Origin of the sequence: Pseudomonas sp. PS02290, from assembly GCF_029960075.1 — a bacterium.
Taxonomy (GTDB): domain Bacteria; phylum Pseudomonadota; class Gammaproteobacteria; order Pseudomonadales; family Pseudomonadaceae; genus Aquipseudomonas.
Genome location: NZ_JASCOY010000016.1, coordinates 36829 through 63348, shown reverse-complemented (window position 1 = coordinate 63348; position 26520 = coordinate 36829). Strand labels below are relative to the sequence as shown.

The 26520-nt window shown below is 53.8% G+C and carries 34 protein-coding genes and 1 pseudogene; 14 read left to right on the top strand and 21 right to left on the bottom strand.

The window, feature by feature from the left end:
* Both QMX88_RS10395 and arsH read left to right on the top strand, forming a co-directional pair.
* Positions 1–471: an arsenate reductase ArsC gene (locus QMX88_RS10395; protein ID WP_280319699.1), complete on the top strand. Its 471-nt coding sequence runs from the start codon at positions 1–3 to the stop codon at positions 469–471.
* A gap of 45 nt (positions 472–516) precedes the next feature.
* The gene (gene arsH / locus QMX88_RS10390) at positions 517–1230 is read left to right on the top strand and encodes an arsenical resistance protein ArsH (protein ID WP_280319696.1); all 714 of its coding nucleotides are present in this window, start codon (positions 517–519) and stop codon (positions 1228–1230) included.
* 25 nt (positions 1231–1255) lie between these two features.
* Here arsH and QMX88_RS29620 read toward each other — a convergent pair.
* Positions 1256–1339: pseudogene (locus QMX88_RS29620) on the bottom strand (YnfA family protein); the annotation flags it as partial.
* A gap of 42 nt (positions 1340–1381) precedes the next feature.
* Between QMX88_RS29620 and QMX88_RS10385 the strand changes: the two are divergent.
* The 3 genes from QMX88_RS10385 to QMX88_RS10375 all read left to right on the top strand — a co-directional run bounded on the left by QMX88_RS10385 (position 1382) and on the right by QMX88_RS10375 (position 3947).
* On the top strand, positions 1382–1858 hold the full coding sequence (locus QMX88_RS10385; protein WP_336620222.1) for a GNAT family N-acetyltransferase: 477 nt from the start codon (positions 1382–1384) through the stop codon (positions 1856–1858).
* A complete protein-coding gene (locus QMX88_RS10380) occupies positions 1855–2832 on the top strand; it encodes a tyrosine-type recombinase/integrase (protein WP_280319693.1) in 978 nt (325 codons plus the stop codon). The genes QMX88_RS10385 and QMX88_RS10380 overlap by 4 nt, the downstream gene beginning before the upstream one ends.
* 83 nt (positions 2833–2915) lie before the next feature.
* Positions 2916–3947, top strand: a complete 1032-nt coding sequence (locus tag QMX88_RS10375; RefSeq protein ID WP_282368869.1) for a GGDEF domain-containing response regulator — start codon at positions 2916–2918, stop codon at positions 3945–3947.
* A 28-nt stretch (positions 3948–3975) separates the two neighbouring features.
* Here QMX88_RS10375 and QMX88_RS10370 read toward each other — a convergent pair whose 3' ends face one another.
* From QMX88_RS10370 to QMX88_RS10315, 12 genes are all read right to left on the bottom strand, one after another.
* Positions 3976–4230 (bottom strand): hypothetical protein, encoded by a 255-nt coding sequence (locus QMX88_RS10370; RefSeq protein ID WP_280319687.1) that lies wholly within the window; start codon positions 4228–4230, stop codon positions 3976–3978.
* Positions 4227–5114, bottom strand: a complete 888-nt coding sequence (locus QMX88_RS10365; protein WP_280319685.1) for a KfrB domain-containing protein — start codon at positions 5112–5114, stop codon at positions 4227–4229. Before QMX88_RS10365 ends, QMX88_RS10370 begins: the two co-directional genes overlap by 4 nt.
* A 1008-nt stretch (positions 5115–6122) precedes the next feature.
* Positions 6123–6347 carry a carbon storage regulator gene (locus QMX88_RS10360; RefSeq protein WP_280319679.1) on the bottom strand — a complete coding sequence of 75 codons (225 nt, stop codon included), beginning with the start codon at positions 6345–6347 and terminating at the stop codon, positions 6123–6125.
* A gap of 89 nt (positions 6348–6436) precedes the next feature.
* A complete protein-coding gene (locus QMX88_RS10355) occupies positions 6437–6667 on the bottom strand; it encodes a hypothetical protein (RefSeq protein ID WP_280319677.1) in 231 nt (76 codons plus the stop codon).
* Between the two features lie 15 nt (positions 6668–6682).
* Positions 6683–7069, bottom strand: coding sequence for a hypothetical protein (locus QMX88_RS10350; RefSeq protein WP_280319674.1), 387 nt, complete (start codon positions 7067–7069; stop codon positions 6683–6685).
* Positions 7070–7080: 11 nt separating this feature from the next.
* A complete protein-coding gene (locus tag QMX88_RS10345) occupies positions 7081–7332 on the bottom strand; it encodes an antirestriction protein ArdR (protein WP_280319671.1) in 252 nt (83 codons plus the stop codon).
* 10 nt (positions 7333–7342) lie between these two features.
* The gene (locus QMX88_RS10340) at positions 7343–7654 is read right to left on the bottom strand and encodes a hypothetical protein (protein ID WP_280319668.1); all 312 of its coding nucleotides are present in this window, start codon (positions 7652–7654) and stop codon (positions 7343–7345) included.
* A 53-nt stretch (positions 7655–7707) separates the two neighbouring features.
* Entirely contained in the window at positions 7708–7923 is a 216-nt protein-coding gene (locus QMX88_RS10335; RefSeq protein ID WP_280319666.1) for a hypothetical protein, read from the bottom strand.
* A gap of 85 nt (positions 7924–8008) precedes the next feature.
* Complete coding sequence (locus QMX88_RS10330) at positions 8009–8167, bottom strand: hypothetical protein (RefSeq protein ID WP_280319664.1); 159 nt, start codon at positions 8165–8167, stop codon at positions 8009–8011.
* A gap of 50 nt (positions 8168–8217) precedes the next feature.
* Positions 8218–8472 carry a hypothetical protein gene (locus QMX88_RS10325; protein WP_280319662.1) on the bottom strand — a complete coding sequence of 85 codons (255 nt, stop codon included), beginning with the start codon at positions 8470–8472 and terminating at the stop codon, positions 8218–8220.
* Between the two features lie 469 nt (positions 8473–8941).
* A complete protein-coding gene (locus QMX88_RS10320; RefSeq protein WP_280319659.1) occupies positions 8942–9430 on the bottom strand; it encodes a hypothetical protein in 489 nt (162 codons plus the stop codon).
* A 42-nt stretch (positions 9431–9472) separates the two neighbouring features.
* The gene (locus QMX88_RS10315; RefSeq protein ID WP_280319656.1) at positions 9473–9796 is read right to left on the bottom strand and encodes a hypothetical protein; all 324 of its coding nucleotides are present in this window, start codon (positions 9794–9796) and stop codon (positions 9473–9475) included.
* A 318-nt stretch (positions 9797–10114) separates the two neighbouring features.
* Between QMX88_RS10315 and QMX88_RS10310 the strand changes: the two genes are divergently transcribed.
* Positions 10115–10753, top strand: a complete 639-nt coding sequence (locus QMX88_RS10310) for a hypothetical protein (protein ID WP_280319653.1) — start codon at positions 10115–10117, stop codon at positions 10751–10753.
* Between the two features lie 149 nt (positions 10754–10902).
* Here the strand turns inward: QMX88_RS10310 and QMX88_RS10305 are convergent, their stop codons facing one another.
* Complete coding sequence (locus QMX88_RS10305; protein WP_280319651.1) at positions 10903–11607, bottom strand: SOS response-associated peptidase; 705 nt, start codon at positions 11605–11607, stop codon at positions 10903–10905.
* Positions 11608–11706: 99 nt separating this feature from the next.
* On the opposite strand from QMX88_RS10305, the gene QMX88_RS10300 reads away from it, so the two are divergent.
* From QMX88_RS10300 to QMX88_RS10290, 3 genes are read left to right on the top strand one after another with little or no spacing between them, the layout of a single operon-like run.
* Positions 11707–12003 carry a hypothetical protein gene (locus QMX88_RS10300; RefSeq protein WP_104685777.1) on the top strand — a complete coding sequence of 99 codons (297 nt, stop codon included), beginning with the start codon at positions 11707–11709 and terminating at the stop codon, positions 12001–12003.
* Complete coding sequence (locus QMX88_RS10295) at positions 11996–12346, top strand: LexA family protein (protein WP_280319644.1); 351 nt, start codon at positions 11996–11998, stop codon at positions 12344–12346. Before QMX88_RS10300 ends, QMX88_RS10295 begins: the two co-directional genes overlap by 8 nt.
* A gap of 2 nt (positions 12347–12348) precedes the next feature.
* Complete coding sequence (locus QMX88_RS10290; protein ID WP_280319641.1) at positions 12349–12594, top strand: hypothetical protein; 246 nt, start codon at positions 12349–12351, stop codon at positions 12592–12594.
* A 181-nt stretch (positions 12595–12775) separates the two neighbouring features.
* On the opposite strand, the gene QMX88_RS10285 is transcribed toward QMX88_RS10290, so the two are convergent.
* The 7 genes from QMX88_RS10285 to QMX88_RS10255 all read right to left on the bottom strand — a co-directional run bounded on the left by QMX88_RS10285 (position 12776) and on the right by QMX88_RS10255 (position 20940).
* Positions 12776–13744, bottom strand: coding sequence for a ParB/RepB/Spo0J family partition protein (locus tag QMX88_RS10285; RefSeq protein ID WP_280319639.1), 969 nt, complete (start codon positions 13742–13744; stop codon positions 12776–12778).
* 70 nt (positions 13745–13814) lie between these two features.
* Positions 13815–14945, bottom strand: coding sequence for a ParA family protein (locus QMX88_RS10280; RefSeq protein ID WP_280319636.1), 1131 nt, complete (start codon positions 14943–14945; stop codon positions 13815–13817).
* A 168-nt stretch (positions 14946–15113) separates the two neighbouring features.
* Positions 15114–16178 carry a DNA cytosine methyltransferase gene (locus QMX88_RS10275; protein ID WP_280319633.1) on the bottom strand — a complete coding sequence of 355 codons (1065 nt, stop codon included), beginning with the start codon at positions 16176–16178 and terminating at the stop codon, positions 15114–15116.
* 912 nt (positions 16179–17090) lie between these two features.
* Positions 17091–17405, bottom strand: coding sequence for a hypothetical protein (locus QMX88_RS10270; RefSeq protein WP_280319630.1), 315 nt, complete (start codon positions 17403–17405; stop codon positions 17091–17093).
* A 149-nt stretch (positions 17406–17554) separates the two neighbouring features.
* A complete protein-coding gene (locus QMX88_RS10265) occupies positions 17555–18484 on the bottom strand; it encodes a replication initiator protein A (RefSeq protein WP_280319627.1) in 930 nt (309 codons plus the stop codon).
* A 186-nt stretch (positions 18485–18670) separates the two neighbouring features.
* Complete coding sequence (locus tag QMX88_RS10260; RefSeq protein ID WP_280319624.1) at positions 18671–19504, bottom strand: hypothetical protein; 834 nt, start codon at positions 19502–19504, stop codon at positions 18671–18673.
* A 170-nt stretch (positions 19505–19674) separates the two neighbouring features.
* The gene (locus QMX88_RS10255; protein ID WP_280319622.1) at positions 19675–20940 is read right to left on the bottom strand and encodes a replication initiation protein; all 1266 of its coding nucleotides are present in this window, start codon (positions 20938–20940) and stop codon (positions 19675–19677) included.
* 979 nt (positions 20941–21919) lie between these two features.
* Here QMX88_RS10255 and QMX88_RS10250 point away from each other — a divergent pair.
* From QMX88_RS10250 to traQ, 5 genes are read left to right on the top strand one after another with little or no spacing between them, the layout of a single operon-like run.
* Positions 21920–22675 (top strand): DotI/IcmL/TraM family protein, encoded by a 756-nt coding sequence (locus QMX88_RS10250; RefSeq protein ID WP_280319619.1) that lies wholly within the window; start codon positions 21920–21922, stop codon positions 22673–22675.
* Positions 22676–22687: 12 nt separating this feature from the next.
* Complete coding sequence (locus QMX88_RS10245; RefSeq protein ID WP_280319616.1) at positions 22688–23881, top strand: DotH/IcmK family type IV secretion protein; 1194 nt, start codon at positions 22688–22690, stop codon at positions 23879–23881.
* 7 nt (positions 23882–23888) lie between these two features.
* A complete protein-coding gene (traO, locus tag QMX88_RS10240; RefSeq protein WP_280319613.1) occupies positions 23889–25241 on the top strand; it encodes a conjugal transfer protein TraO in 1353 nt (450 codons plus the stop codon).
* A 23-nt stretch (positions 25242–25264) separates the two neighbouring features.
* The gene (locus QMX88_RS10235) at positions 25265–25975 is read left to right on the top strand and encodes a hypothetical protein (protein ID WP_280319610.1); all 711 of its coding nucleotides are present in this window, start codon (positions 25265–25267) and stop codon (positions 25973–25975) included.
* Positions 25976–25985: 10 nt separating this feature from the next.
* On the top strand, positions 25986–26519 hold the full coding sequence (gene traQ, locus QMX88_RS10230; RefSeq protein ID WP_280319606.1) for a conjugal transfer protein TraQ: 534 nt from the start codon (positions 25986–25988) through the stop codon (positions 26517–26519).
* The last annotated feature ends 1 nt before the right edge of the window (position 26520 follow it).

Below are 26520 nucleotides of genomic sequence, written 5' to 3'. Positions count from 1 at the left end.
ATGAAAGTCCTATTCATGTGTACCCACAACAGCTGCCGCAGCATCCTGTCCGAGGCAGTTTTCAATCATCTGGCCCCGGCTGGCGTTGAGGCGGTTAGCTCTGGCAGCTTTCCCAGTGGTCGCGTTAACCCGCAAGCCTTGCAGACGCTCCAATCCGCTGGAATCTCCACGGAGGGCTTGAGCAGCAAGGCATCTGATGCTTTCGAAGGTTCGCCGCCAGACATCGTGATCACTGTCTGCGACCGGGCAGCCGGTGAAGCTTGCCCGATATTTTTCGGGCCAGCGCTGAAGGCGCATTGGGGGCTGTCTGACCCTTCCGAAGTGACTGAATCAGCGGCTGAAATCACAACGGCATTTGAGTCGACCCTGGCCAAGATCCAGGAGCGCATCGGTGTATTTCTGAGCCTGCCCCTAAGCACGATGAACGGTGACGAACTGAAAGCCGAATTGAATCGCATCGGCACGCTTTAAGCCGACAGGCCGGGCTCGGTTATCAACTGGCCCGAAGGAGTTTCTATGCAAGACACATTACCCAACGTACAGGCCGAACTGATCGACATCCCGTCGCTGGAGCGACTGGCGACCAGCACCACGTCGACGCACAAGCCACGCATTCTGTTGCTCTACGGATCGACCCGCGAGCGCTCGTTCAGCCGGCTGGTCACTGAGGAAGCTGCGCGCCTGCTTGAAGAGTTCGGGGCCGAAACCCGGATCTTCGATCCATCAGGCCTGCCACTTCCAGATGATGCGCCTGACAGCCATCCGAAGGTTGCGGAGCTGCGTGAGTTGATGCAATGGTCAGAGGGCCAGGTCTGGTGCTCCCCTGAACGTCACGGCGCCATGAGTGCGGTGTTCAAGGCCCAGATTGACTGGGTGCCGCTTGCAATAGGCGCAGTACGGCCAACACAAGGCAAAACCTTGGCGGTGATGCAGGTCTGCGGTGGTTCCCAGTCGTTCAACGTGGTCAATCAATTACGCGTTCTCGGTCGCTGGATGCGGATGTTCACCATCCCGAATCAATCCTCGGTCGCCAAGGCGTTCACTGAGTTCGACGACTCCGGTCGGATGAAGCCTTCGTCCTATTACGACCGTCTGGTGGACGTGATGGAGGAGCTGATGAAGTTCACGCTTCTGTTGCGGGATCGCCAGGAGTATCTGGTAGATCGCTACTCAGAGCGGAAGGAATCGGCGGCAGAGCTATCGCAGAGAGTTAACCAGCGCTCCATCTAAGCCACCTTCACAGCGAGCAATTACCAAGCCAAAGATAAGGTAGGTAGCAGCCAACGATCTCGGCCAAGGCCGTGACGATGAACAGGCTAGGCGTATTGATTTCTGGCATGAGCCTCTCTATCCCGAGCTCTAACGGTAAACCGCTGGAGCGATTCACCATAAAAAATCGAGGCAAGAATCCCCACGGGGCAGTTTTGTATTTCCCGGTACCGACTACCTGGACGACATCGAGGTCGGTGGCCAGCGCGTTGGCCACGTCGATTATGGGATCAATCCGCTGGGCGATCGGCTGTACATCAACATGCTCGAAATTGAGCCGGCGCAGCGGGGGCAGGGTATCGGCCTGGCAGTGCTGTGGCATCTGTGGCGTACGCACCAGATACCGATTGTGCCGCTGGATCAACGCACCTCATCCGATGGTTTCTGGTACAGGGCTCGCCGGCGATTCGAAACAATTGGCGCCGTGATCGATGAGGAGCTGCGCGGCGACGAGCATAGGGAATTGGAGCAGCAACGCTGGCAGCACCTGGTGCCAGAACCCCTGCATGAGCGACAGACCCGTAAATACTGGGAATGGGTCGCGGCGGAACACGCTGCAGGTCGACCTGCTGGGCCTGGTATACGATGAACGATCTCAATCCCCCCCAGTCCACCGCCGTGCTGGTGCCGGCCGGCGAACGCCGCTTGAGCGCCGTGGAGTTCCAGCAGCTGGCCAGCGTGCCGGCAGCGGTGGAATGGTTCGCCAATATCGACAACCCCCGAACCCGCCGCGCCTATCAAAACGACTTGGAAGACTTCTGCAGCTTTGTGGGCCTAACCGGGGCTGATGAGTTTCGCGCCGTGAGGCGCTCGCATGTGCTGGCTTGGCGCGCTCAGCTGGAAACACGGGGGCTGGCCGGTGCCACGATCCGGCGCAAGCTGGCGGCGCTGGCCAGCCTTTTTGATCATCTCCTGGAGAACAATGCAGTAGCCGGTGGCAACCCGGTGCATGGGGTCAAGCGGCCCAAGATCGAGACCAACGAAGGGAAGACGCCGGCACTCGGTGACGACCAGGCCAAAAGGTTGCTGGAGGCCCCAGATACAGAAACTGTGAAGGGCGTGAGGGATCGGGCGATCCTAGCCGTGTTGCTGTACCACGGGCTTCGACGGGAAGAGGCTGCAAGACTGACATTGAGTGACCTGGTAGAGCGCCGAGGCATAAAGCATCTTCGGGTGCATGGAAAGGGGAAGAAAATCCGGTTCCTGCCACTTCACCCAGTTGCTGCTGAGCGGATCTATGCATATCTGGAGCGCGACAGTGTCCGGGAGCAATCATCGGGACCGTTATTCCGTTCCGTCCGGGGCAAAACCACCGGAGCGGGAGTTACGGCGAATGGGCTATACACGGTGGTGGCGCACTGGGCGCGTGTTGCTGGCATCGAGGTCGACGGCCTAGGGGTCCACGGGTTGCGGGCAACGGCCGCGACTAATGCGCTAGAGCATGATGCCGATATCGCTAAGGTCCAAATGTGGCTTGGGCACGCGAACATCAGCACTACGCGGCTGTACGATCGGCGGGGGCAGCGACCGGAAGACTCCCCGACCTACAAGGTGAAATACTAAACTTGGGCGCATTCAAACCATCAGCCCAGCCCAAGCTACGGCAAAACAAAAGCATCAGAGGACGAGATATGCATGAGCTAAGGTTGGAAGATCTATACATGATAGAGGATGAACCGCGAATCTTGATCGTTGATCAAGCGCCGATGATCCAAAAGACTATAAAAAGCGCACTAGAATCTAGCAAGGGATTTCATATTGCAAGTTGCATGAGCGCAAGCGACATTTTCAAAGAGATCGTGGATTTCAAACCCTCTGTCATTCTCCTGGGAAAGCTTTCAGAGAATGTCGTAGAGCTGGATGTACTCCAATCACTACGGAGGAACAGTTCAACTTCCGACATACCAGTGGTAGTTATGGCCACTACCGACTCGTCAGATTGGAAGTCAAAGTGCTTCAGCAATGGCGCAAGTGACTACATTATCAAACTGCCTGACAATGCTGAGCTAATTGCCAGGATAAAATATCACTCGGGGGCTTATTTCAAAAGCATTCAGCTAGACGAAGCTTACCGAGCGCTGAGGGTATCACAACAGCAACTGCTGGATACTAATTTGACCTTACAAAGGTTGATGAATGACCTGCAGATATCTAATGAAAGGCTACAAAAACTGGCGAATGTTGACGGACTCACCGGTATAGCCAACCGAGCAAGCTTTGACCGGTTTGTAAAAACATATTGGGAAACTGCAGATTATGCGCATTCTGAAATATCGATATTGATGATCGACGTAGATCATTTTAAGAAGTTTAACGATGCTTTCGGCCATGTAGAGGGAGACAATGCCTTGGTGCAGGTAGCGAAAGTGCTCACCTCCGCGTCGGCAGAAGAAGCAAGCCTAGTCGCACGGTATGGGGGTGAAGAATTCTGCGTGGTTCTTCCCAATATCGGCTCAGATCGAGCTCTCGAGATCGCCAATGATCTACTGAAGTCGATGCAGGCGGTTGGTATCCCGCATATTTATCCGACCTCCACCTCAGTAGTCACTCTAAGCATCGGCATTGCTACATCAACCCCTAACTTACTTGAAAGCCCGAAAGAGCTACTACAGAAAGCTGATGCAGCTCTTTACTTAAGTAAGACAACCGGCAGAAATCAAGCGAATATTGCACACTAAATTGTACGACTCTTCGTCCCTGCTCGATCTATTGAGGACCGCCATTCCACTTTGAAATAGCTGATTCCAGCTCAACCCTCAGCATTTCATACTGCTCTTTAGCCACTAAATCTTCAGCCTGCAAGGCCGCGACCCAGCCCTGGGCATGGGCTGCGCTATGGAGCATCACCTCCCGGTCGCCAGCTAAAGCTATGTGCTCGATTTGGTGACGGGCGCGCTCTAAGACACTGCTGCGTAGATCATTGGTTTCCATACTGACATCCGAATGCTGGGAGGTGATCAAGGGCGGGGTCTCCTAGGGCGCTCTGTAGGCTTCGATGGCAGATGCTTACCATCGGCTCCAAAAGCGTAGGAAACCGTAGCGTGTTGCCCTGCAAAGAATACTAAGTGCGGTGCACAAATTGCCAAATCATGAAGGATCAACTTGTTATCTTGAGTTCTTTGTAATACATGGTAGGCAGTTACCCCCACCACGACACCCTCGTAGGTATTTAGGTTACCAACATGAGCGTCGATGATTAATTCGTTAGCCACCAGACCAGCCAGATGATTGCGGGACTTTGCTCTCTCGGCAAATGGCTTAGCCAACCGCTTAGTTACCCAGGGCAAACCTCTGTCGTCGTAGTCGAGGTGATCTCCGCTCTTCATAGCGACCAGCACGGGACCACGCGTGCTCGAAGTATTATCGTAGACCTCGGCGCTGTCTGACTTCTGAATAGCGCTGGGCAGAAGCTGCATAGCACGCTCGTAGCGATCGATGATTTTATCGGTGGGTACGGGGTGTCCACCTTTTGCAACCCTAAGGTTAACCCTGTCAACGTTTATGGAGGGATGAGCGGTAGTAATGAAAATTAAATCCACGCTAAAGCCTTTGTCCCTGGCCTCGTCAAACAGAGCAAGCTTTCCTGGTGTGGAAAGGACCGTCTCGAAAGCAAAAGCCGCTCCCGACTCCAATGCCGCCTTTCTCCTCCCCTCAGCCAGCGCTGCGGCCTGACGATTGCGGTCAAGGGCATCAGAAATATTCGAGAGCTCAAATTTGGCTATATCGTCAGCATTGATATACTGCGCTGGGAACTTATCAGACTGTGCGAGACCACTCGTAACAGTACTTTTGCCGGAGCCATTCGGCCCAGCAATTACTACCATCCTTGGTTCGAGTTCATTCATGCAATAGGAACTTGTTTGCTCAGATTTCTAGGCGCTGACGGTACAGCACCGCGTGCAACCAAAGGAACGCTTCTACCAGCTTTAACTATGCACAATGCGCCGCTTACCAGTTGGACATGCTGTGCGTTATCAGCCAGGCCAAGCTCTCGATTTTCCTCAATAGCTTGCAAAACGGCCTCCTCCATCAATTTGGAGGCTGTGGCTCGCCCTATAGAATCAATCAATGATTTCCGCATAACTGATACCTCAGTGGTGTGACTCTAATTCTACGCGCCTGTCGCGAAGATGTCAGCCAACACCTAGACCACTTCAAGCTCGTGAATAGCGGCTGTCCCAGTCATGGTGACAGACAGGAATGCGCGAGTACCGAGCACAACAGCCGCAGTGGCGACCTGCATTCCGAAAATGATCGTAGTACCGCTAGGGGCCGCCGCCATGAAAGCATCATATGCTTCCGTCCACTCGTTTCGATTCCGCTCAACGATGGACTGGATTATCCCCTTTTGAGTAATCTGGATCGGCGTAGTCACGGATATGACCCCAAGGTTTTGTATAAGCTGGTAGCCAAGCGGGAGTGGCGTGGTCATTAATTCCATATAAATTTTTGCGCTTCTCATTTGGTTGATGGTGTAGAAGAAGTAGTCAGCATCGAATCACCTGACCTTCCCGTTAAAGCACGTTTCTACTCAGCTTGATGCATTGTGAGGACCTGGGCAATCTTTCCGCTGTCACTCTGGTTTCAGACCAGGCTTAGCCAGCCGTCGACGAGGCGGAGCCAGGTCGGGCACCACCTCATACTCACCCTGGACATGCCCCAGGCCGGTGTCGCAACGCAGATCCAGAAAATTGCCCTGCCACCATACCTCGCTGCCATTGATCCGAACGGCACGCTCACGAAGCCAGCGGTACCGCTCTGCATCGCGGCGAAGCCCGGCCAGGTCCTCAGGGTCGGATTGTACAACTAGCTCAGTAGCCGGGGCGGCGGGCTTACGGGGCATGGCTCATTTCCTACTTGGTGAGCATGGAACGCCATCGGCGCTTTTGAGTAATGACAGGGCTAGCCCTGCGAGAGGTCACGGCGCTATCGCTGTCCACGCACTGGACCGCAAGTAGGTCCGGGGCTCTGATCTGGATACGTACATCCCCAGAAGCCTCTGAAACGCTTAAAATCTGGATCTGAATTTTGTCGCCAATCACAATATTCTCACCTTGGCGGCGAGTCAGGAGGAGCATACGTTTTTCCCTTGAATCTTTCTCAACGCGGCTATATGCGCGCGGTAAGTGTTTTCCTTTGCCCCTGGTGTGGCAAGTCGATCAGTCGATCAAGCTCCCTTATTGGCGAGCACGAGCATATGTCGGGCCAGCTCGAATGCCAGCGTCGAGGATGTTTGCTTTGCCAGAGCAAGCGTTTGAGCGTCCGGCTGATACTCCGGATCTGTATGCAGCGCCTGAAACGCTTCATCGGCGCCGGCAAACATCTCCATCAGGATTACCGCACGCTGGTCAAGTACCAGCATGCCGGCAGGGGCGTCGGGGGTTTTGTGATGGCTCATGTCTTTTTCCGTGATTCAGTGGGGGATCATGCTGGAGCGATAGAGCGCGGACCATGCCAGCAGCGTTTCGCTCGGCTGCTCCAGGGCTACGCGAACCATTTCCTCCGCGCTCTGGCCGGTGCAGTCGTGCACCGCCTGCCCGAGGCGCATCAGTTTGGCTGGGACGCCTTGTACGCGGGCTTTCGTTGCAAATTCGTACTCCTCGGCCTGGCCGTAGATCGTTGACGCATTGAAGCGACTAAGCAGCATCTCTATTGCCTCGACTTCGGCCTCTGGCAGAAGAATGGTATCACCGTCAAAAAAGACCTGGCGGGTGCCTTTCAAAGCCTCCACAGCTTCCATGTAGCGCGATGGATCTACGCTTGCCAAAACCGAAGGGTATTCGGGGTAATCATGTTCCACGGCGTCGTTTCCTATTGTCCGTCAGGGTCAACAGCGACCCACGCTTTCGCCCCGTTGTAGTCGTCGCCACCTTCGGCCTTGAAGACCAATCCGTCCTTGTCCACCGCGTAGACGCCTGGGCGTTCGCTTGCCGGATCACGCAATTCATTCTTCCAGCCGTACACATCCCCCTCCCACACCAGGACGACGCCGCCGCGGTGCTCCTGATTCCCTGCTCGCCACCTGGCAGCGGTTGCGCGTAGCGCCTCGATCGGCTGTGTCATGGTCGTTTTCCTACCAGTCCGATCGTTGAAGGCGGTACGTGCCCGGAAGGTGGTTTTCAAAGTGGCTCAATTTCTTCTCGGCCTCGTCCTGGTCATCCGCTCGATCAATAGCGAGCCAATCACCATTTAGCTGACGCTCTTCGACAAACCACACCGGATCGGACTTGTCGTCCCCCAATGTCGATTGTCCATCGCTGCTATTGGCACATAGGTGCTCCAGCTGTGCCCTGTCTTGAAGACCGGTCTTTACAAGTACCGGAAATCCATTTTTTTGCATCTGCGCAGCGGCTTTAGCAAACACGTCAGGCTCGTTGTCTTTCATGCCGTACTGCTCCTTATGGGAGTACCTGGGCGGCAGATCCGCCGCGTTCAGCTCTACTTCAGCGCTTTGTTCAGACCATCACGCAGACAGTGCGCCTGATCGTCGTAAACTTCAGAACGATCCAGAACCTGACCGCTTGCATCCGTAACCTGCCAAACGCAATCACCGGAAAACACCTGGTCGACCAACAGCTCAAGAATCCGGCTGTCGTCAATCTGCACACTGAATACCAGCTCGAAGCCGTCTAGATCCTGTTGTTCAATGCTCATATTCTATTTCCGTAGTATTTGCGACTGTTGAAAACCGACTTAAGAAATAGGGCTTTCGACAGTCCCCGCGAACCGGGAAAGCTGGTCACTCGTAGATTTCGTTATGCAGCTCGTACAGCTCCGCGCAAAGTTCACGATAGCTTGCGAGCGTCATGCTAGGGTCTTCCGCACCGATGTCGTAGCCGACGTTGTCGATGTACCAGACCGATAGTTCATGCCTGGTCATGTTGCTGAAATCAGGCATGGTCGTTTCCGTGTCAGTGGATCGGCCCGGCGTACCGGGCCAATACCGTGTTAGGACTTAGCGTATTGGTCGAAGTGGTGAGCCACAACTTCTGAGTCGGCGCCGTTGTCCGAATCACTGCCATCCATCCAGAGCGCAACTGATTCGCCTTCGATCGACCTGAAATCCGCAGCTGCCTGGTGATCGTCGATGTCGTCACGGTCATGGCTAACGAAAACGATTTCCACCGGCTGCTGTGCGTAAACCGCGTGGATTGCTCCACCCGTGACATCAACAACGATCTTTACAGCAACTGGTAAACCCATTTTTCTGACCCTCAGTGATTTGCTTCAGTGAGGATAATATTAGCCTATAGACTAACTTGCATCAACAACATATTAGCCTATAGGCTAACTATTTGTACTCTCGTAGACCTCTCACCGCGTCGTCCCAATGCGTTGGACGCTCAGGATCATTGACGATTTTGCTAAGCGACACCGGGTGCTTACCCCAGTGCGCCGCCAAGTCCTTTCCGCTCCATCCCCGGCGCCGGTACTCGGCTTTGAACTCTTCCGGGGTTAACCTTTGAATCAACATCAAAAAATTCTCCGCACTATGTCGTGGTCCGATTGGGCATGATCACCCTCCCAGTCTTTCTTTTCCTAGCGCTTCAATATCTCTTCTTTAAATTCGGCTTCGACCGGGAAGCTTGTAGAACCGCGAGACTCAGGCTGATTTGCTCCTCGTGGAGCGCTCTGCTTGCTTGAACAATGTCCGGCAGCCGTGGCTATCGGCTCATTGCGCCGCTCCCTTCGGTACCGAAGGTGTACAGCCCAGCTCAAGCGGCCCGGCCAAGCGCGCCACATAGCGAGGCTTGGGATTGCGGGACCAATCATTTTCTTTCGCGCAAGTCGCGGCACAGAGCCCTGTTCTTGCTCGCACGTACATGGTGCGGACGACTTTCTCTTTCTTGCCCCGTCCCTGCACCAGATCCACGGCGTAAGTTTTCCACTCCTTGTTCTTCCAGAAGGCATGAGCGTCAGCTTCATCGCCAAACAGCATTCGCTCTTGCTTCGGTGCTGGAGTCTCGGCCCTTTCCTCTGCCTCCATTTGAGCCGCTTCTATGATCCTAGCTGCGGTGATCTGCGCATCCATGCCATTGCCCCACGACTGCTGCATGTAAAACGGCTGCGCCTCAATTATGCCCGAGGCAGCGGAACTACTGATGGCCATAATCTCGGCCACCGCCTCGGTCACTGAACCTTCCCACTCGAAATACTTCATCGCATCGTTCCTTGAAAGCCCCGGCAAACCGGGGCGAGCGGGTTAAGCTGCGAGCAGCTTCGGCACTTCACGCAGGGCGGTTTGTATCAAGGCGCTGAAGTAGCGCGCCGTGTTGCCCTCGGGGTCCGCTAAGACCGCATCCATGATTACCTTCGGCTCGACGTCAGATTTTTTCGCCATCAGCTCCAAGGCCTCCAGCGCGGCTAGGGTTGCGATGTTGGCCTTCAGTTCCTGTTTACGTTCTGCACGAATGTCACACACCGCCTCGTCGACCAGCCATTCCTCGGCTTCGAGGTACTGCCGCGCTACTTCACGGGAGACGTGCGCCGCCTTCACGACCGCATCAATTTTGGTTTGCCTGTTCATTCTGGAGCTTCCTCAATAATTCGCTTTGACGAGGAGGATATTAGCCTATAGGCTAATTCTTCACCACTAAAAATTAGCCTATAGGCCAACTATTTTTACTGACTTAGACTCCTCACCGATTTGCTCCTTACTGTGGGGCCCTGGTCACTTCAGTGCGAAAGGGTGGAAATCCCGCCTGGCCCGTCGGGGTGATCCGTATCCCCAGGAATAGCGCGGTTGTCCCATTGAAAAGACGCAACGGCGCTACTGCACGGAGTATATTTGCTACCTGGCAGCGTTTGGCTTGCCACCCATGCCCCAGAACTCAAGGAGCCGTAAATGCCAGCTGTAGATGAAGACCAATCGATTGCTGAGTGGGACAGAATTTTGGGCGCACTTTTCGACGGCGCCATACCAGTCAATGCGGAATGGACAGCGCCTGCCGAAATCGTGGCTGTACTAAACGCAATATCCAGCCGCTCAAACCATATGTTTTACCCCGACGGAGGAGGTATGGATCTGCTTGGTGCCCAGCTCGACTCAGAGGGCAACATTGAATGGGCGGTCGATGAAGGTGGCCTGCAGAGCTTCGTGCACGTTGCTCGCCCTTTGAGACTCACCTTTTGGAATCCAGGACCGTATGGTCATGAAGCGAACTTTATATTTGAAGTCGATGCGCTTGCGCCTGTAGGTCCGGAAGCTTCTAGAGGCGAGTATGTTGAAGAACTGACGGAGATTTCAGCCGGCGAGTATGAACCACTGAGCTCCTGGGAAAATGGTCACAGCCGGAACGGCGAACCGCTGGATGGCGCTCGCCGAGTGGTCAGGACAATCAAGGCCGCTCGCTATGCCATCTTTGGGAAAGGCTCTTTGTATAACCGTCACACCAGCACGGGTTTCGATGCCTATAGCGCGGTCCATAATCACCCGGGCAACTTCACCAGAATAGTCGAGGACATGGCTCAAATAGAGCTTTAAAGCCGATTGAGCAACAATCTACATTGTCACAAGGCCTCCAATATGATCGATGCTGGGGGCCTTCTTGATACAGAATCTGATGCACCGCTAATCGATCTGCTAAACACAAAATTCTGCTGCACCATGGACTCGCTGGCTCTCCTATAGCGTTAGTCCCCGCCTCTAATCGCTTCAATCAAACGTGGCCCCTGGTTGCGCACATTCCCGACGTCTTTGTTCACCTCGAACCACGTAAACTCCTCAGTTGGCCTGCAGCACTCTTTGGCGATCTCAGCGGCGCGCTCTGGCGTCGTCTGCGGGTCTACCCATTCCCGAGCGTGCTCTGGGCTCAGCACGACCGGCCGCCGATCATGAATGTCGACCATGCCTTGATCGCTGTTGGCCGTGATGATCACGAAACCGTCCTGCGGGTCCGGCTCAAGGCCGTGATGCACTTCTGCCAACGCAGCGAAGAACATAGGACCTTCCTCTTTCAGCCTGATGAAGTAGGGCTGCTTCTTCTTCGGGTCTTCAGGATCCTTCACCCATTCAAACCAGCCATTCGCGGGAGCCAGGGCTCGACCTCTTGGCCACAGCTGCTTGAAGAACTTCCCTGTCATCACCGTCTCGACCCTTGCATTGATCGGCGCCGGCCACTTCCCTTCACCTTTTGCCCAGAACGGCGACCATCCCCACCGCACCTTGTCCACGCTTAACCCTTCCTCAGTTGGCCTAATGATCTCCACGCGGGTCGAGGGCGCGACGTTGTAGCGCTCGATCGGCCACAGGTCGTATCCATTGATCACCAGCTGCTCTGGCGCAAGAGATTTGAGGTAATGGTCCATCGGCTCGTAGATCGAGTAGCGTCCGCACATAGGGTCACCTGTCGCAAATTGGCTTACACAGTGTTGACCGCAACCGCACCGCTTAGTTAACTGTACGCATATACAGCATCAGAAAAGCGAAGCCTCACCATGTACGTTCTCATCACTCCACGGCGCCAGATGGGCGTCGCCCTGCCTAAAGACCAGCTCAGCAAGATCCCGCCGTTCAAAGGCGACGTACAGATCGTTGAGTGTCAGTGCTCCGCCCTTGGCCGCATAACGCGTGAAGCATTCATCCTGAACAGCGTTAGCCATACGCAAGATGCTTTGCCACGGCTGCGGGATGCCAACGTGACGAGCATGGGTACCCAAGGTCTGATCATCTCCGGCATCGAGCAGGTGGATGAGGCATTTTACTTTCAGTCGTGGTGGTGCCGCTTTGAATGAAGATACGATTCCAGACCATCTCGACATTTCACTCGATGAGTTTCTGAACATCCGGGCGCCTGGCACTTACTTGGTGAAGGTGGAAGGCGACAGTATGGAGGGGGCAGGTATTTTCTGCGGTGATCTGCTGATCGTCGACAAGGGGATCTATGCCAAGGCAGGCCAGATCATCATCGGCGTCGTCAATCAGCAACCCTTGGTCAAGTACTTGGCGTTTGTGGGATATCACACGGTGCTGCGCTCGGCCAACCGCAAATATCCCGATCGCTTTATCATGGAAGGAGACGACTTCGATATCTGGGGCGTCGTCACTCACAGCATTCGGGATCACTGGAGGAATTGAGCATGGACGTGAAAGAGCGCGAGTTGAAACTCTGGAACAATCTGCTCGAGCATGAGGCCCGGCGCGAATGCGCCATCGATCACTGGGTTGGCGAGCTTTCCGGGCATGCCAAAGCTTTGTGCAGGTTGGGCATCATTGACGAGGAAGAGTTGCGGGAAATGCTTGATCTTGCCGACGCAGCTTATGCACACGTCTCAGAGGAGCTGGTACACCAGGAATGGCTTCAATCTGGCCGGCCAGCCCGGTGATCTGAGGGAATCACCCGCCCGGTACGCGACTGCTACAAAGTGAGGCCGTATCCTGCCCCACCCTCCCCTACCTGCTGATCTGTTCCTGGCGCTCGGCGCCGGGGCTGAACGCTTTGTTCCAACACCACTTTGAGCGCAGTGAAGCATCCTCCTGTGGTGCTGCCGCGTCTAATGACCTGCCCTACCCCGCGTCCTTAGCCGCCAGTTTGCTGCGGTCAATGGTCTTCAAGAATTCTTCGAATTCCTGCATCAGCAAGTTTGGATCGATACCCTTTTCACACTTCAATTCGAGCTTTTGACCGGCAAGTTTTATTGTTCCAATGCCTGCTACCGGACGTGGAATAAATACCGGACGAGCTTGATTAGAGCAGGCGGCAATTTTCAGGGCGATCTGCCGAAGTGCTTGCTCTTGCTTGGTCCCTTTTTCAACCATGCTCAAGACTTGTCGTTCGACAATATGAGCATCCTGCTCCGCTAAATCGACGAACTTTTTAGCGTAGTTGGCAGTAATTAAACCCGGGTGCTGGTCGAGGACTTTGCGGATCGACACTGGGAGCTTCATCAGGTCCAGGCACCGACTGACCACAGACCGGTTGATCCCCAAGCGGCGCGCAATGGCGCTTTGACTCTTATCGTTACCATTTTGCAGATATCGATCATAGCTACGAGCGAGCTCATAGTCAGTCAACTCTTCATGTTCGTTGTCTGCCAACGCGAGCAACATTGCCATGTCGTCGCTCATAGGCTTCACAACGGCTGTTATCCTGTCCCAGCCCAGGATAGTGACAGCTCTCCAACGTCTTTCACCCCCGACAAGCTCGTATCGTCCGTTTGGGAGGGGTCTCACAAGGATGGGTTTACCCAGTCCAATTTCACGGATTGACGCCACAAGCAGCGAGATAGCCAGCTCGTCAAACACTAACCGGGGCTGGTATGGCGAGACATCGACGCCTGAGACAACGATATCCTCCAGGGTTTGGTCTTTAGCTATCCACTCCCCGACCAGTGGTTCCTGGGCCTTCTCATCCAGCTTTTGAAGCATTGCCGCCCTCCCCTGCGCGCTCGACGGAGTTCCTTCAGGGATTTCAGCTGGCTTGCGAACACCAAGAACGCCCGTCTTCGGTTTTCCAGGGTAATCATTCGACTTCATATTTTTAGTCTCCAACATGCTGTGTTGCTAGTAGCAACACGGGTTATCTAATGTTGCTACTAGCAACAGCTCAAGCTGATGCGATTTCGCGCATTCTGTTGAGGATTTCCCGATGTACGTCCCGAATTGGACCGAGACTTTTAAACGTTGCCCCTTTCCACAGCAGCAGAGGGATCCCCTCATCCAAAGATTTGGTGTACTCCTCAGAGAGATAGATCTTTTCTTCCGTTACCCGGCCTGGAAAAAGCTCATTAAGCCGGAAGAGGTTATTGATCAGAGACGGCCGGTTTCGGATGAACATCGTCGGGATCGCAAGCATTTTGGGTGCGTAGCCATATTCCCGTGCAAATCGGGCGCACCAGTCGTTCAGCCGGAGAAGGGCCCGAAATGAAAACTTGTCCATCCTAATTGGACAGAGAAGTAAGTCGCTGGCCGCAACGGAGTTCTTGGTCAGCCGTGAACCGGCTGGAGCATTGTCGAAAATGATCAGGTCGTAGCTCGACAGGTCACAGCCAGGAATTTCACCCGATTTAGCCTGTTCGATCCAACGGGCATACCACATATCTGGGTTGTTCGAAGCGTCTAGGGCGACGCCTAAATCCTCGATGTAGGAATCCGCAGGAATGAGGTGGATGCCATCCTCGCCAAACGGTTTCTTGATGACCTCATCAAGAGTTTTCGGATCAAACGCTCGCATCCGCAGTAAGGGGCTGATCAGGTTGCCAAGATGACCGTCAACGAGTCGATCCTGTGGGATACCCATCTCGGTCAAGTCTTCCGGCCCCAAATCAGGGTCGTATCCCAGCATGCTCGAGGTGTCGCCCTGTGGGTCGTTGTCGATTATCAGCGTTTTCAGTCCAGCGAACTGTGCCGATAAGGCCAGGTTTACAGCTGTAGTTGTCTTATTCGTGCCGCCTTTCGGTACAAATATAGAGACAACCGTCTGGCGAGCCAGGCCTTTTGAATGCCCCAAACGCCGACGTAGCGCTGCGATTGCAAACAGGTCGGCAAGTCCATAAACCCGCGCTGTGGAAGAGCCCCGAGGTACTCGTCGAATCTCTATCCCGTTTTCCTCTTCAATGTCCTTTAAGCGTCTGGTCGTAAGCCCGAAGCATTCAGCAGCAAACTGCGGCGAAAAAGTTAAGCCTGCAAAGTCGACAAAGCTCTGCAGCTCCAGTTGGGATTCTTCGGTTGGATTCATGTAGATGGCCTTCTGCAAGTTGTGAAATTATTATAGTTCCTGAATCCCACCTGTAAAGCGATAGGTTCAGGAATAAACAATTATTTCATCGGAAAAGCTGAACCGTAGCCGTTGCTAGTAGCAACAACCCGGTCGCCCAGCTCCATGCTGGGCGACCTCGGCCGGTACCTAGAAGCTCATCGCCACCTGCCCGCCCTTATCCACAAAGCTGTCTAGGTTGCTTCCACGCAACGAGACAGCTTCGCTCAACAGCGAATGTGCGCTGTCGTCGTCGAGGTCCATCAGATATGCGTCGTCGATCAGTTCGCTGATCTCGCGGGGTCGCAAACCTGCGTCGATGGCCTGGCCCAAAAGGCGGGACGACAGACGATCGTACTTTGCGCACAGGGCAAACTGAGGGTTATCAAGTTGGTTATTGGCCATAAAGAAAGCGTAGGAAAACCCTTCAGGGGTTACGCTTCTCGCGTTCTTCGTCGCGAGGCTACGGCCTCCATACTTGAGGTGCATTTTGGAGCCTTCAACCGGCATAACTGGCGCAACAGGCAGGTCTGCGTTGAATCGACCCCAGAGCAGTGTCTTCTTCGTATATGGATCTCCCACGTGGCACGGATCGAATGACAGCCTCCATGCGGGCAGCCCCCCTAATCTCTCAATACGACCTACAGGGTTCTCTACAGCCCACAATGCTGGTTTGTAATATTCGATGACACGAAGGGTTTGGTGAACGAGTTCGACCGACGCCTTGGTTCGCCCGTCCAGATCCTTACTCCCGAAATGCCTGCAGCCCGAACGGGCGAAGTCTGTACAAGGGCAAGCAGCAAGAATGGCGAATACCTCTTGGCCGTAGAAGTCACCGAACCACTCTGCGAAGAACTCGACATTGAAATTGTTGACGTCGCCGAGCTCAGGGTTGTCCTGAATGTCAAAGCGATAGACCTGGTAGCCGGCTTCTTCCCATGGTCGGGACCATTCCCCGGAGGTATCGAACAGCGAAAGCACTACCTTGTCAGAGTTCTCCATGCCGGCTGATTGCCTTCTGGCATGAGCGATCCAGCCTTCAATCCGCTTACGGGCCTCGGCTGGCGGTAAAAAACATTGCGCTTTATCAGCCAGGCGAACTACATCGGACTTCAACGGATGGTCGAAAAGATGGTGAAAACCAGCCGCTTGCTCAAGGGCTTGAGCGTCCAAAAATCCCGATACCAGTGAATCCAACTCGCAAGCCATACCCATGCAAAATGCTCCTAGACTGGTGGAAAGCAGTGCAGTGGTAGCCGCCACTGCACTGATTTGTCTTGAGCATTTTAAATAATATACGTGCGTATGTACATACGTACGTACGTATTTAGGCGATTTGTTGCTACTAGCAACAGAGCTTTTGAACGGACGCTTATCAGTGGCCTCGTGAAGTGCGCCGGGTCTGATCGCGATATGAATCAATTCCCAACTTTACGCGCCGCAACCTTACAGCCTCTTTAGAACAGCCAATAACGTCTGCGAGCTCCTGATCCGGCTGCTTGCCCTGTAGATGATCGTAGGACGAAATGTCAGGCCGAGGTTGTTGGTAGGGAGCAACCCCTAAGGACTTGATCAGCTTAGAGACCTGTTGCAGAGGGACATTGGCAGCACTTGCCAGCATAGCGGCTGGGTATGAGCCAAGAAAGGGAATGAGTAGCGCTAAGGCATCCTGGTGGGGAGGGGGAGGGGTGTAAGCAGGTTTGCCGATCCTGATCCTTCGAGCACGGACAGCTTCGGTCGTTGTCCCGGCCATCTGAGCGATGACAGGATCCGACACTTTTCCCATCAGTCCATCGTAGCGCTCAAGCTTTGAGTACTTAGGCATTCACGTGCTTCCAGACCTGGACGCTGTAGCTACTGGTGGATGCCCCACATTTCGGCGAGAGCTTTCTCGATAAGGGCTGATGCGGTTGTTTTGTTCTTATAAGCTTCATCCCGCAAACGTTCATTAAAATCGGTTCGTAGGCTTATGGTTTTGTTAGATCGTGTAGGGGCTTCACCCTTTAGGGTCGTAGCTGCAGGTTTATCCTTCATTACTTTCACCTCGAAAAAGTTGAACCGGTCAGGCTTGAAGATTATACATGTACGCACGTACGCAAATACATACGTACGTACACGAATAGTGAATTACTTTGCCTGCTCGTCCTTATCGATCCGGTGCAGCACAGAGGCCCTTCGGTAATCCTGCAGTTGCTGGATTGTGTGGGAGAGATTCCGGATTACGTACTCAGGAAAACCCTTTTTACCAGCCTGATGTCGCGCTTCAAGTTCACTTATACGCACCGGGTCCAGTCCCAATCGAATGAGGGTAAGCTCATCACCCAACTCTAGAGCGCGATTTGCTTCAAGCATGATGCTCTGGGCCGATTGGAGCTTATCAATTTCATCCTGAAGGTGCTGGGCATCATCTCGGTCGACAGATCGCAGAGGAATACGCTTCATTTGTTCACTCCTAGACTTCGTTTTTCCCCGGTAGCCGCCGGGGGCCGCTCGACTGAGCCGCGCCTTTATTATACGTACGTACGTACGTATGTAAACAGAGTTCACAAAAAAGGCTGCATCAGCAGCCCTAAAATGTCGGCGAAATACGACTAGGTGGGCTCGGATCGCTCAAGAGATTCAAACCAGACAGCCTTGTCGGCATCGACTAGCTCACCCGCCAGAAGCTGATTGTTTCTGGTGTAGAAGACGATTTTATGTGGTTTGCAGGTGGTATCGAGGGCCATTCTGTAGTCGGGTAGTGAGTCCCGCTTGATAATCTTGCGTACATCAGCCCGGAAATGCCGCAGATCTTGCGTAGAGCCGCATTTTTTCTGCATCAACTCAATATCTGCCTTCCAAATTGCCTTGTTGCCTACATGCTTACGGGCAAGCTCGTATAGGCGTCGCTCAAGGGGCATTCTTAGCGCGAAATAGCGCCGGTCAATGGTCAATACCTCATAGTGGAGGAGCGCTTTGTACATCCAATCGGAGATCTGCACGACGCACTCAAGGACGCCTCTGCCGTTCCCGGTTTTCTTCGTGATGGTGTAGTCATGGATCCACCCAAAGCCCTTGGTCTGCTCCTCGCCACCAGTAACGATGTTCGTCTCGATCTGAGTGCCTTTCAGTCGACGGAGCATATCCAAAATATTCGCGTAAGCATTGCCGCCTGGCTCCCTACCGGTCCCGATCAGAAAGTCGTAAGAATCGAATTTGACTGTGTTTGATATGGGTAAGTTGGCCTTTCGGCCCTCGATAATCTGAGAGCCTATGAACAACAAAAGGTCTTTATCAAAGACCGTGGCCGCACCGATCACCGGAGGGATGATTCGGACGTGCTTGTTGGTGCCCGGCTGGTGATACTCCCGGATTGCCGTATCTGGAATGGTGGAGAGCGAGAAAAGCGGGAATTCCATGCTTGCCAGGTCGTCTTTTACCGGCCACTCGACCATATTGGCCTGGAACATGTCCGTCTGAACGTAAGGAACCAGGTTCGGCTTACGACCTCGCTTGGGTTTGTGCTCGAGTTCGTCACTCATAACTAATCTTTTTCTCCGAATCGCTAGAGTTTACACAGGAACTCGATCCTCGACGCTCCGGACGAGCTATGTTGAGCAGACTCAAGGGAGTCGCTATCATGGAAGAATCCAGACGCTCCTAGACGAGTTCACCCTGGTAGAAGCCCAGATCGGTAGCCGCCGTCTGGGCTTTGTTTCAACTGGAATCTACAAAGCCGAGTGGTCCGCTAAAATCACCATTTCGGAAAGCACGCAGATTTCACCGCGGATTTTAGCCAAAGTACCGCGCTGATCACCACGCTCCTTCCTTCCGGCTTCCATTTCTTTAATGTTCTCGTCATAGGTGAAGCTTGGCCCGGCCCAATCGCAGAGTCGGACAAAAGCCCACGCCTCACCTTCGCGGTATTTCCGGCTGTATACAGCGCTGGTAACCACGTATTCACGGCCTTTGACCTTCACTGTAGGCACAGATGGAACCGTGTCGCCGGCAGAAGAAAAGTGCATGCATGAAACGACGTTTTCCCAGCTGCTGTACGCCTCTGAAATCACTGAAACAGCGTCCCGAAAGCTGGGCCTGAAAAAGCACGAGCGCCAGGGCAAGAATTCAGCCCAGTATCGGCAATCGCCAGTGCTCTCCCATCCGTGAACAATGAGCGAGCCAACGCCTTCAACGTAGACGCCTATCACCTTTGATCGGGGGGCAGTACGTACCTTGCACTCAGCACCCGAGCCTAAGCCGGGAGTAGCTACGGCATTTAATCCCAGCCAAGTGCTGTCATTGAAATGCGCGACAGCACGCCACTGGGAAGGCCGGTCCTCAGGTGTAGACCCTTGAGAAATTGATTGCTCACTGGACTCAACGCCAAGAAGAAAATACGGCAACAGATCTAGTGGTACGCGCGAAACATTCGCCCGTGCCTGAACCACCAGGTGTTGATATTCAGCGAGGTTAAAACAAGGAAAATTCCAAGACCCAGGCTCACTAATAGCGATGTCGACACTCGACTCATCGAAGAACAATCCCATTTGTAACTGATTCATGTGATACCTGCTCCTAGAACATTAACCTGGTAGCCGCCAGGCGAGCTTCGCGACGAGACTCTAGAGCAAAGAATAACAGGGTTGCGTACGTACGTACATACGTATTCGACTAAAGGGGAGATAGCTAAGTCGATCAAGAGATCCGTGTGCCGAATCACTCCCCATGGACGTTAGGAACTGTCAGCTACGTCAATCAAACTATCTATAAGCACAGGCATGGTGGGTGTTGTCTCCCCCTTCGGGGTCGAAACCCCACCAGCAGGTATCTGATTGACACCATGCTTAACATGCGAGGTGGCGTCGATCTGGCTCGTACAGCCGGTGGTATTCCTTACTGAAGAGCGGGCCAACTCAGGCAGCGGTTGCAAAGCGACAATGACGTTTGAGCGTGTCTCGTTAATGACATGCCGGTATTTGGCCACGGTCTGCCTGGTGATCCCTGAGAGAGCGGCAATGGAGGCGATTGCTAAAGGCTTATCCTGGTGATGCAGAGCACGGCACGCTGCGCGGATTTTGGATTCCGTAGCTTGGTGACGTACTGCGTGGGTTCGTTTCGCTGAGAGCTTTTGCCGTTCTGGAAGGGGCGCCGACTTGTCCAGCTCCATGACACCCCTATGACATCTGCTGTTACCTGTATAGCGATTCCAGGTCCAACGACCGACCGATCGGACGGTGGACCGGATCGAGGAAGTGGGCAAATCGTCACGAAAAGAACCCCGGCCACCAAACTGATTGCTGTTGTGAGCATGTGCGGTGAGACGCTGCATGAAATGCTCGTAGCTACCATGCTCGCGCTCATTGTTGACGATGCTGTAGGCAAAAAATCGCAGGTTCTCGAACAGCATGCAGTGCCGTGAATGTGACACAGCATCCAGATCCGGGCCTCTGCCCCATGGGGTGATGGATTCCAGCTCAACGCACTCTGCTAGGTCTGCGAGCTCATAAACGTCGCTGTGCAATTCCCGGGTATGCCACCAGGGATGCCCCGGCGTTTTAGCGACCGGCCCACCATGATATTCAGGATCAGCTTTAAGTCGATCAACGAAAGCCTTGTAAATGGCTTTCATGTAACGGATTGGTTTGTCCCGGGCGCTATCCGACGTACACACCGGAATGATCGCGTAGTAGAGGTGACAAGACCCTGAATGACGGTTGCGGACAATGAGGTTGGGCGGTGGCAGACCTGCCTCGTCCCAGATGAGGGAGTTAGGGTGATCGAGATCGAAAATGAGCCAGGACACCCGATCTAGACGGTTTACCTGCATGTAGGGATAGCGAATCGCGTGCTCACGCGGGCGCACGCGCATAGCCGTCTTATTGTCGCTGCACCTGGCCAGATACGAAGCCTCCTCAAAGACTCTGTTTAGGGCGGTGTGGGCGATAAAGAAACGTGGGTCGACAGGCGTCTGCAGAGCACCAGGTTTGCCCGGATTCAAAGCAGGTAATCCGGAGTGAGAAACAAGGTATTTTCAGCGCGATAGAAATCGCGGTGTACCTTGCACGCGAAGGCGCAGGTGTCCATAATCGAGCTACCTAATCGGTGAGCCTCACGTCGACTATCTGCCAGGATGAGACGTGATGGCTCTTTTTTTTGCCCGGCGTTCGCCAGGGTGTTTGTGCGTACTCTTTTTCTTCAGCCGGGTAGGCCGATCTCCTCGGAGTGGTTTGCAGTGCTTCTAGAGGCCAAAGGCATCCACGGACAAGAGGGGAGGGGGGGTGCATGGCACCATTACGCCCCTTCAAAACCACTTACATGCATCTAGATTCCGGCGAAGGCTAGAGCCTGAAAAAGCCGACGTCAACCCTCTGTAACCCGCGTGATACGCGGCCTCCAGCATTTTCCGATGAGTCATAAAATCTTTTTTCTTTGCTGGTTCTGCAACGCTACGTGCGCGTGTTATGGCTAGGCCGTGATGGCTACAAGCCGCGTGAACGTTACGTTGGCGCTTGACCGTGTGTCGGCGATATACGAATAGAGCGTCGGCGATATACGACAAAAGCGTCGCCGGTGTACGAAACGATCTGTCGGCGATATACGAGTCTGGCCACAGGGAAATAAATTTTGTCGCCGATGTACGAGTAGAGCCTCAAACGCCCATCTATCGGCTTAGCCAGCCAATCCCGCTCGGATCGACCTGCTAACTCCTATCAAAAGATCGTTCTGGCAGGCGGAATCGCATCACCTGAGGCTACAAAATGTCGGCGATATACGACGGAGCTAGTGAAACGTCGGTGATGTACGACTGTCCATATCGCGTTTCTGAAAGCAATATGCCACTAATGGCGATTCCGTATCGTAAGCACCTTGAGAACCACATTCTGAGTGGGAGGCCTGATTTGAGGCTTTCAACATTGAACATTAGCTATTGACCGATTCCGCATCATGGTTAGAATACGGAAAACGGAGGGGATTTAATGACCGAATTGCGAGAGCCAACATCGGACGTTCAACGCGAAGCAGCGGTAGGCACAGGCAGCGACGACGGTCGCACGGAATATGAGCAGGAATTGCTCGCACTCGTGAAGACGTTGAACCAGAACGTCGATGCCGTAGACCCAGTGCTTCAGGAACAAAAGGATCGCAAGCGTCTTAGCAGTCTTTCGAGCTCCCTCGCGAAGTCGAACATAGTTCTGACATGGGGCCTTGTGGCCTCAGTGGCGCTCAACGGGATGCTTGGTTGGTTCGCTGTTCATCCTGATCGCCAATACTTTGCAGCAGATGGCACGCGAGTGGTTCGCCTGGTCCCACTTTCAGAGCCATATCTAAAACCAGCCGACGTAATCCAGTTCGCCCGAGACGCGATCAACCGGTCGCTGACAATCAATTTCCAGCAGTACCGCGGCCAGCTGGAAGAGGCGCGTGAAGATTGGACTCGTGAAGGATTTAAGCAATTTCTGCAACAACTCGAAGCTGGGGGATACCTGGACTCGATCAAGACCAAGCGCATGAACATGACCGTCACCGCAGGTACAGGCGTAATTGTTAGCGACCGGCTTGTCGACAACGTCTGGGTTCGCAAGGTGGAGCTTCCAATCGAGATAAAGCTGACTGGGCAGGTTACTGAACAACCCGCTCAGAACTTCATCGCTCTCGTGACAGTGACTCGCATTCCCACGCTCGATTCTCTAGTGGGCGTAGCCCTCGACAACATCGTCATCAAGCCCCGTTAAGGGAGGAACCATATGAAACGATTTCAGCTTGTAGTGCCGATGCTTGTCTTGGCAATCAACACTGCGTTTGCGCAAGACGGACAGGCGCCTCAAAGCGCTTCCCTGGTCCCCGGGGCGGTCCAGCAACCGGTGCAACAACCAGTGCAACAGCAACCAGCACCGCCTCCTGGACAGTGGGTTCAGGTGCAAGGACCAGGCACGCCTGCGAATTTTCCTGCAGCGCCAGGCCAATCTAATGCGAACGTAAATCCTCAGATGCAAAATGCTTTCCCGCAGACGAACTACGGCGCGGCGAACTACGTAGTAGGTGGCCAACCACAGGGCCAGCCGCAACCTCAAGCTCAGGGGACCGAAGTAAATCAGCCGCAGCAAAATGGTGTCGCACCTATGCCCCCTCTGCAGGCTCCAGCGGGTTCACCAGATTTTGACGAAGCCATGAGAGTGGTTGCTCCATTTACACCTGACCAAATTAGGGAGATGCGCGGAAGTCTTGAAGAAACTAGAAAAGCGAAGGCGTATCAGCCTGTCAGAGCTATCCCGAGAATTACGAGTGTCTCTGTCGACCTCAGCCCGGGTGCTTCACTGCCGGTACTGCGAGTGATGCCTGGAGAAATCTCTAACCTGATCATCCTTGATTCCACCGGCGCGCCGTGGCCTCTGGCAGTCACACCGAGAATTTCCAAACCAAACATTTTTACGGCCGAATGGTTGCAAGGTTCGCACCTAGTGGTGGTGTCGACCACATCCCCATATGAATCTGGGAACCTCGCCCTTTTTCTGCAAGGTTCTACAACCCCCGTTGTCATCAAGCTCGTGACTGGCGAACCTGACGGAAAAGGCGAGCAATCGCGGATCGTTGATGCACGCCTGGATGTGCGCGTTCCTGGCCGTGGCCCAAACGCAAAAGCACCTATGATGGGACCGGGCAAAATTGCTCTGTATGACGACACACTTCAAGCCTTTCTTGACGGGATCCCGCCCAAGGATGCCCGAGCCGTGACTGCGCATGGTGATGTCCCAACTCATACGAAGGTTTGGCAATACAACGGCGACATCTTTGTCCGCACTCAGCAAGACATCCAAACCGCGTTCGACCAGAGTTTATCTTCAGGGGATGGGACGAAAGTGTATCGGCTCCCGGCAACCCCGTTTGTAACACTGTCTCAGATGGGCCAGTCAGTTACCCTTCAACTTGACATCAACTGAGGTCCATATGAGTACTCAAGCTGATATCGGTCGCCAAACAAAAGTAATTGTCGCCCTGGCAGCGATAGTTGTCGTTGGCGGCGGCTACCTTGGCTATACGTGGCTCCAAAATCATAATGCGAGTAGTTCATCTGTTCGCGGAATCACCACTAATGCGAAGGGTACAAAAACCGAAGAAAGCGAACAATATCGTCAGGTATTGAACCGATATAACCAGTCGAATGCCCAACAAGCGGAGGCCAATGGCGGTTCGTACATGTCGGTGATGTCAGCTCAGTCCGTTAAGCCTGCAACAACAGGGACAAATCAGACGCAGCAACCACCGCAGATTAACTACTACTACCAACAGCCACAGCAACTGCCGCAACAAGTTGTTACTCGCAACAAAGAGTACGACAAGCTAATTGCACAACAGGTTACAGGCATGATGTCTGCATGGGTTGAAGCGCCACACGGTTCAGGCGCGCTGAGTGCTGACGCCGAGATTACCCAATCGGCCTACGCACAATCAATCATGCCTGCATCTATGGGCGCTACCGGCAGCGCAGGCGCCGGTACTCAACGAGGCGTTAATAGTGCAGGTGGTGGAAAGGAACCCGACATTGTGGTGGTTCCTGGCTTTACCTTAGCACCGTCAATCCTCAAAACCGAGATTGATACTGACGAGAACTCAATGGTGCGCGCCGAAATTGCGACCGGGCCTTTAGCCGGGGCTATTTGTTTCGCAATGGGCTACAAGCGTATTAACGAAACTGTGGACATGACGTTCAGTTATATGGAGTGGAAAGGGCGCTCATACAAAATTGCGGCTAAAGCGGTAGATCCAGACAGCATGAGGACTGCACTTTCAGGCGAAGTAAATAACCGTTACTTCGAGCGGATCATTCTTCCTGCACTCGCGATTGCCATTGGCAAAACGGGTCAGCTTTATGAGCAGGGTAGCGCTCAAAACATTATCACAAGTCAGGGCGCAGTAATCTCGACCTATCCCGAGACGCCAAACGGTGCGGCAGTGGCTGGTACATTTGCTGGCGGAATTGGGCAGCAAGCGGGCAAGGTTCTCGCCAATGACGGCGCGAATATGCCGCAAAAGCAAGTAATTCGACCTTTAGGGTCAACAATCGGGATTCAATTTATTGGCCCGGTTATGGCAAGCGACGCACTTGACAAAAATGCTATTCAAGCCAACCAAAAGGATGAATTGAATACGCTTAGCCAACCTGCTGGACAGCCAAAACCTCAATATCGCTTACCTCCTAGTGCAACGGGCAGCGGTGACGCAGAGGGTATGGGCAACGGGTATCCAGGCTACACCCCTGGTCTCGGTCAACCCAACATTATGAACTCGACTCGCTACTGAGTCAGCGCTGAAAGGATGCCAAGATGACAACACAGACAGCGGGCGACATGGATATATTTGCATTTTCAGCCCCGAAGGCAAGCGCGGTTCAACCGGAAGCTGATCCCCGATCAACTCAGGATTCTGTGCCAAACAGAAATAGGAACTCGTTTGTAGAGAAAGTTAAGCCATGGCATTTCATCGCAGTGCTTGCGGTGGTCGCGGCTATCTGGATCTTCGTGCCGAAGATTCTCCGCTCCAATGCATCAACTTCGCAGGGGCAACAATTCAGCACTCAAGCGACCCAGCCTACATACGTGCCGAATGAGCGCCCAATCCCGGCCCGAGCTGTTGAGGAGCCACTGAGCCCTCCGCAACCCGTTGCCGACCAAGTTGAAATGATCCAAGTAAAAAGCCAATTGGAGACTTTCGCGAAGGTCACTTCTGAGCTGCAGGGTCAGGTCAGAGAACTTCAGGCGAAAATCGCGGTGCTGGAGTCACGGCCTCTTGATACACCGCCGAAAGCCAAGGAGAGGCTGCAAGCTGTACGTAATCAGCCAGCCGTTCCAGCCAGTGCCACGTCCAAGGTACTCACTGGATACAGCATCAACACCGTATACACGGATCAAGCCTGGCTGGGACACGATCAGCGAACATTCGTTGTCCAGGTCGGCGATGTGTTTGATGGAATTCGTGTGCTCCGTATAGATCCTGTATCCCGCCAGGTTGTTACAAACCTCGGCGTGATCCGCTAAGGAGCAAGGTATGGATCTCGCGAGCATGATCATTGCGGCAGCGTCTTCGCTGACCAAAGTGATATGGCTACTGCTATGGAGCCTAGGTGCGCTCATCGGCTTGATGTACGCAGGCATGGTGCTTCGCAGGATGCAGCTCGCCAGCGTCCAACCGGGTCGCCGCCCGATATCTGCTGGCAGCACGGTGATGATTCTCATCATTGGAGCAATGCTATTCAACTTATCGGGGACTATAGGCACGGTCTGGACCACTTTCTCAGAGGGTCAGTCGAACTATGGTGCGATCTCATGGAGTGGCGCAGAGCAATTCGGCAAATTCAAAGATGCTGTAAATGCGGTATTGACCTTGGCAAGTCTGGCTGGCGGTTTTTTCTGCTTCAAAGGATTGATGCTATTGAAGAAAGCGAGCATCGATGGAGAGTCTTCAAACGGAGCGGAGGATCTTATCTGGCGTGCTTTAACGCACCTTATTGCGGGCGCTGGGCTGGTTCATGTAGACAAAATGATTGATGCGTTTCAACAAACATTCAAACTTTACTGGTAGC

Excerpts from the sequence above, each read along its gene's own strand:
- QMX88_RS10335 (WP_280319666.1), bottom strand. The coding sequence starts at position 7,923 with ATGAGCATTGAACAACAGGATCTAGACGGCTTCGAGCTGGTATTCAGT.
- QMX88_RS10250 (WP_280319619.1), top strand. The coding sequence starts at position 21,920 with ATGACCGAATTGCGAGAGCCAACATCGGACGTTCAACGCGAAGCAGCG.
- QMX88_RS10235 (WP_280319610.1), top strand. The coding sequence starts at position 25,265 with ATGACAACACAGACAGCGGGCGACATGGATATATTTGCATTTTCAGCC.
- QMX88_RS10245 (WP_280319616.1), top strand. The coding sequence starts at position 22,688 with ATGAAACGATTTCAGCTTGTAGTGCCGATGCTTGTCTTGGCAATCAAC.
- traQ (WP_280319606.1), top strand. The coding sequence starts at position 25,986 with ATGGATCTCGCGAGCATGATCATTGCGGCAGCGTCTTCGCTGACCAAA.
- QMX88_RS10360 (WP_280319679.1), bottom strand. The coding sequence starts at position 6,347 with ATGCTCCTCCTGACTCGCCGCCAAGGTGAGAATATTGTGATTGGCGAC.
- QMX88_RS10340 (WP_280319668.1), bottom strand. The coding sequence starts at position 7,654 with ATGAAAGACAACGAGCCTGACGTGTTTGCTAAAGCCGCTGCGCAGATG.
- arsH (WP_280319696.1), top strand. The coding sequence starts at position 517 with ATGCAAGACACATTACCCAACGTACAGGCCGAACTGATCGACATCCCG.
- QMX88_RS10270 (WP_280319630.1), bottom strand. The coding sequence starts at position 17,405 with ATGAAGCGTATTCCTCTGCGATCTGTCGACCGAGATGATGCCCAGCAC.
- QMX88_RS10315 (WP_280319656.1), bottom strand. The coding sequence starts at position 9,796 with ATGAACAGGCAAACCAAAATTGATGCGGTCGTGAAGGCGGCGCACGTC.
- QMX88_RS10280 (WP_280319636.1), bottom strand. The coding sequence starts at position 14,945 with ATGAATCCAACCGAAGAATCCCAACTGGAGCTGCAGAGCTTTGTCGAC.
- QMX88_RS10325 (WP_280319662.1), bottom strand. The coding sequence starts at position 8,472 with ATGGGTTTACCAGTTGCTGTAAAGATCGTTGTTGATGTCACGGGTGGA.
- QMX88_RS10355 (WP_280319677.1), bottom strand. The coding sequence starts at position 6,667 with ATGAGCCATCACAAAACCCCCGACGCCCCTGCCGGCATGCTGGTACTT.
- traO (WP_280319613.1), top strand. The coding sequence starts at position 23,889 with ATGAGTACTCAAGCTGATATCGGTCGCCAAACAAAAGTAATTGTCGCC.
- QMX88_RS10395 (WP_280319699.1), top strand. The coding sequence starts at position 1 with ATGAAAGTCCTATTCATGTGTACCCACAACAGCTGCCGCAGCATCCTG.
- QMX88_RS10365 (WP_280319685.1), bottom strand. The coding sequence starts at position 5,114 with ATGAATGAACTCGAACCAAGGATGGTAGTAATTGCTGGGCCGAATGGC.
- QMX88_RS10310 (WP_280319653.1), top strand. The coding sequence starts at position 10,115 with ATGCCAGCTGTAGATGAAGACCAATCGATTGCTGAGTGGGACAGAATT.
- QMX88_RS10275 (WP_280319633.1), bottom strand. The coding sequence starts at position 16,178 with ATGGGTATGGCTTGCGAGTTGGATTCACTGGTATCGGGATTTTTGGAC.
- QMX88_RS10320 (WP_280319659.1), bottom strand. The coding sequence starts at position 9,430 with ATGAAGTATTTCGAGTGGGAAGGTTCAGTGACCGAGGCGGTGGCCGAG.
- QMX88_RS10330 (WP_280319664.1), bottom strand. The coding sequence starts at position 8,167 with ATGCCTGATTTCAGCAACATGACCAGGCATGAACTATCGGTCTGGTAC.
- QMX88_RS10265 (WP_280319627.1), bottom strand. The coding sequence starts at position 18,484 with ATGAGTGACGAACTCGAGCACAAACCCAAGCGAGGTCGTAAGCCGAAC.
- QMX88_RS10305 (WP_280319651.1), bottom strand. The coding sequence starts at position 11,607 with ATGTGCGGACGCTACTCGATCTACGAGCCGATGGACCATTACCTCAAA.
- QMX88_RS10285 (WP_280319639.1), bottom strand. The coding sequence starts at position 13,744 with ATGAAGTCGAATGATTACCCTGGAAAACCGAAGACGGGCGTTCTTGGT.
- QMX88_RS10345 (WP_280319671.1), bottom strand. The coding sequence starts at position 7,332 with ATGACACAGCCGATCGAGGCGCTACGCGCAACCGCTGCCAGGTGGCGA.
- QMX88_RS10380 (WP_280319693.1), top strand. The coding sequence starts at position 1,855 with ATGAACGATCTCAATCCCCCCCAGTCCACCGCCGTGCTGGTGCCGGCC.
- QMX88_RS10290 (WP_280319641.1), top strand. The coding sequence starts at position 12,349 with ATGGACGTGAAAGAGCGCGAGTTGAAACTCTGGAACAATCTGCTCGAG.
- QMX88_RS10300 (WP_104685777.1), top strand. The coding sequence starts at position 11,707 with ATGTACGTTCTCATCACTCCACGGCGCCAGATGGGCGTCGCCCTGCCT.
- QMX88_RS10260 (WP_280319624.1), bottom strand. The coding sequence starts at position 19,504 with ATGAATCAGTTACAAATGGGATTGTTCTTCGATGAGTCGAGTGTCGAC.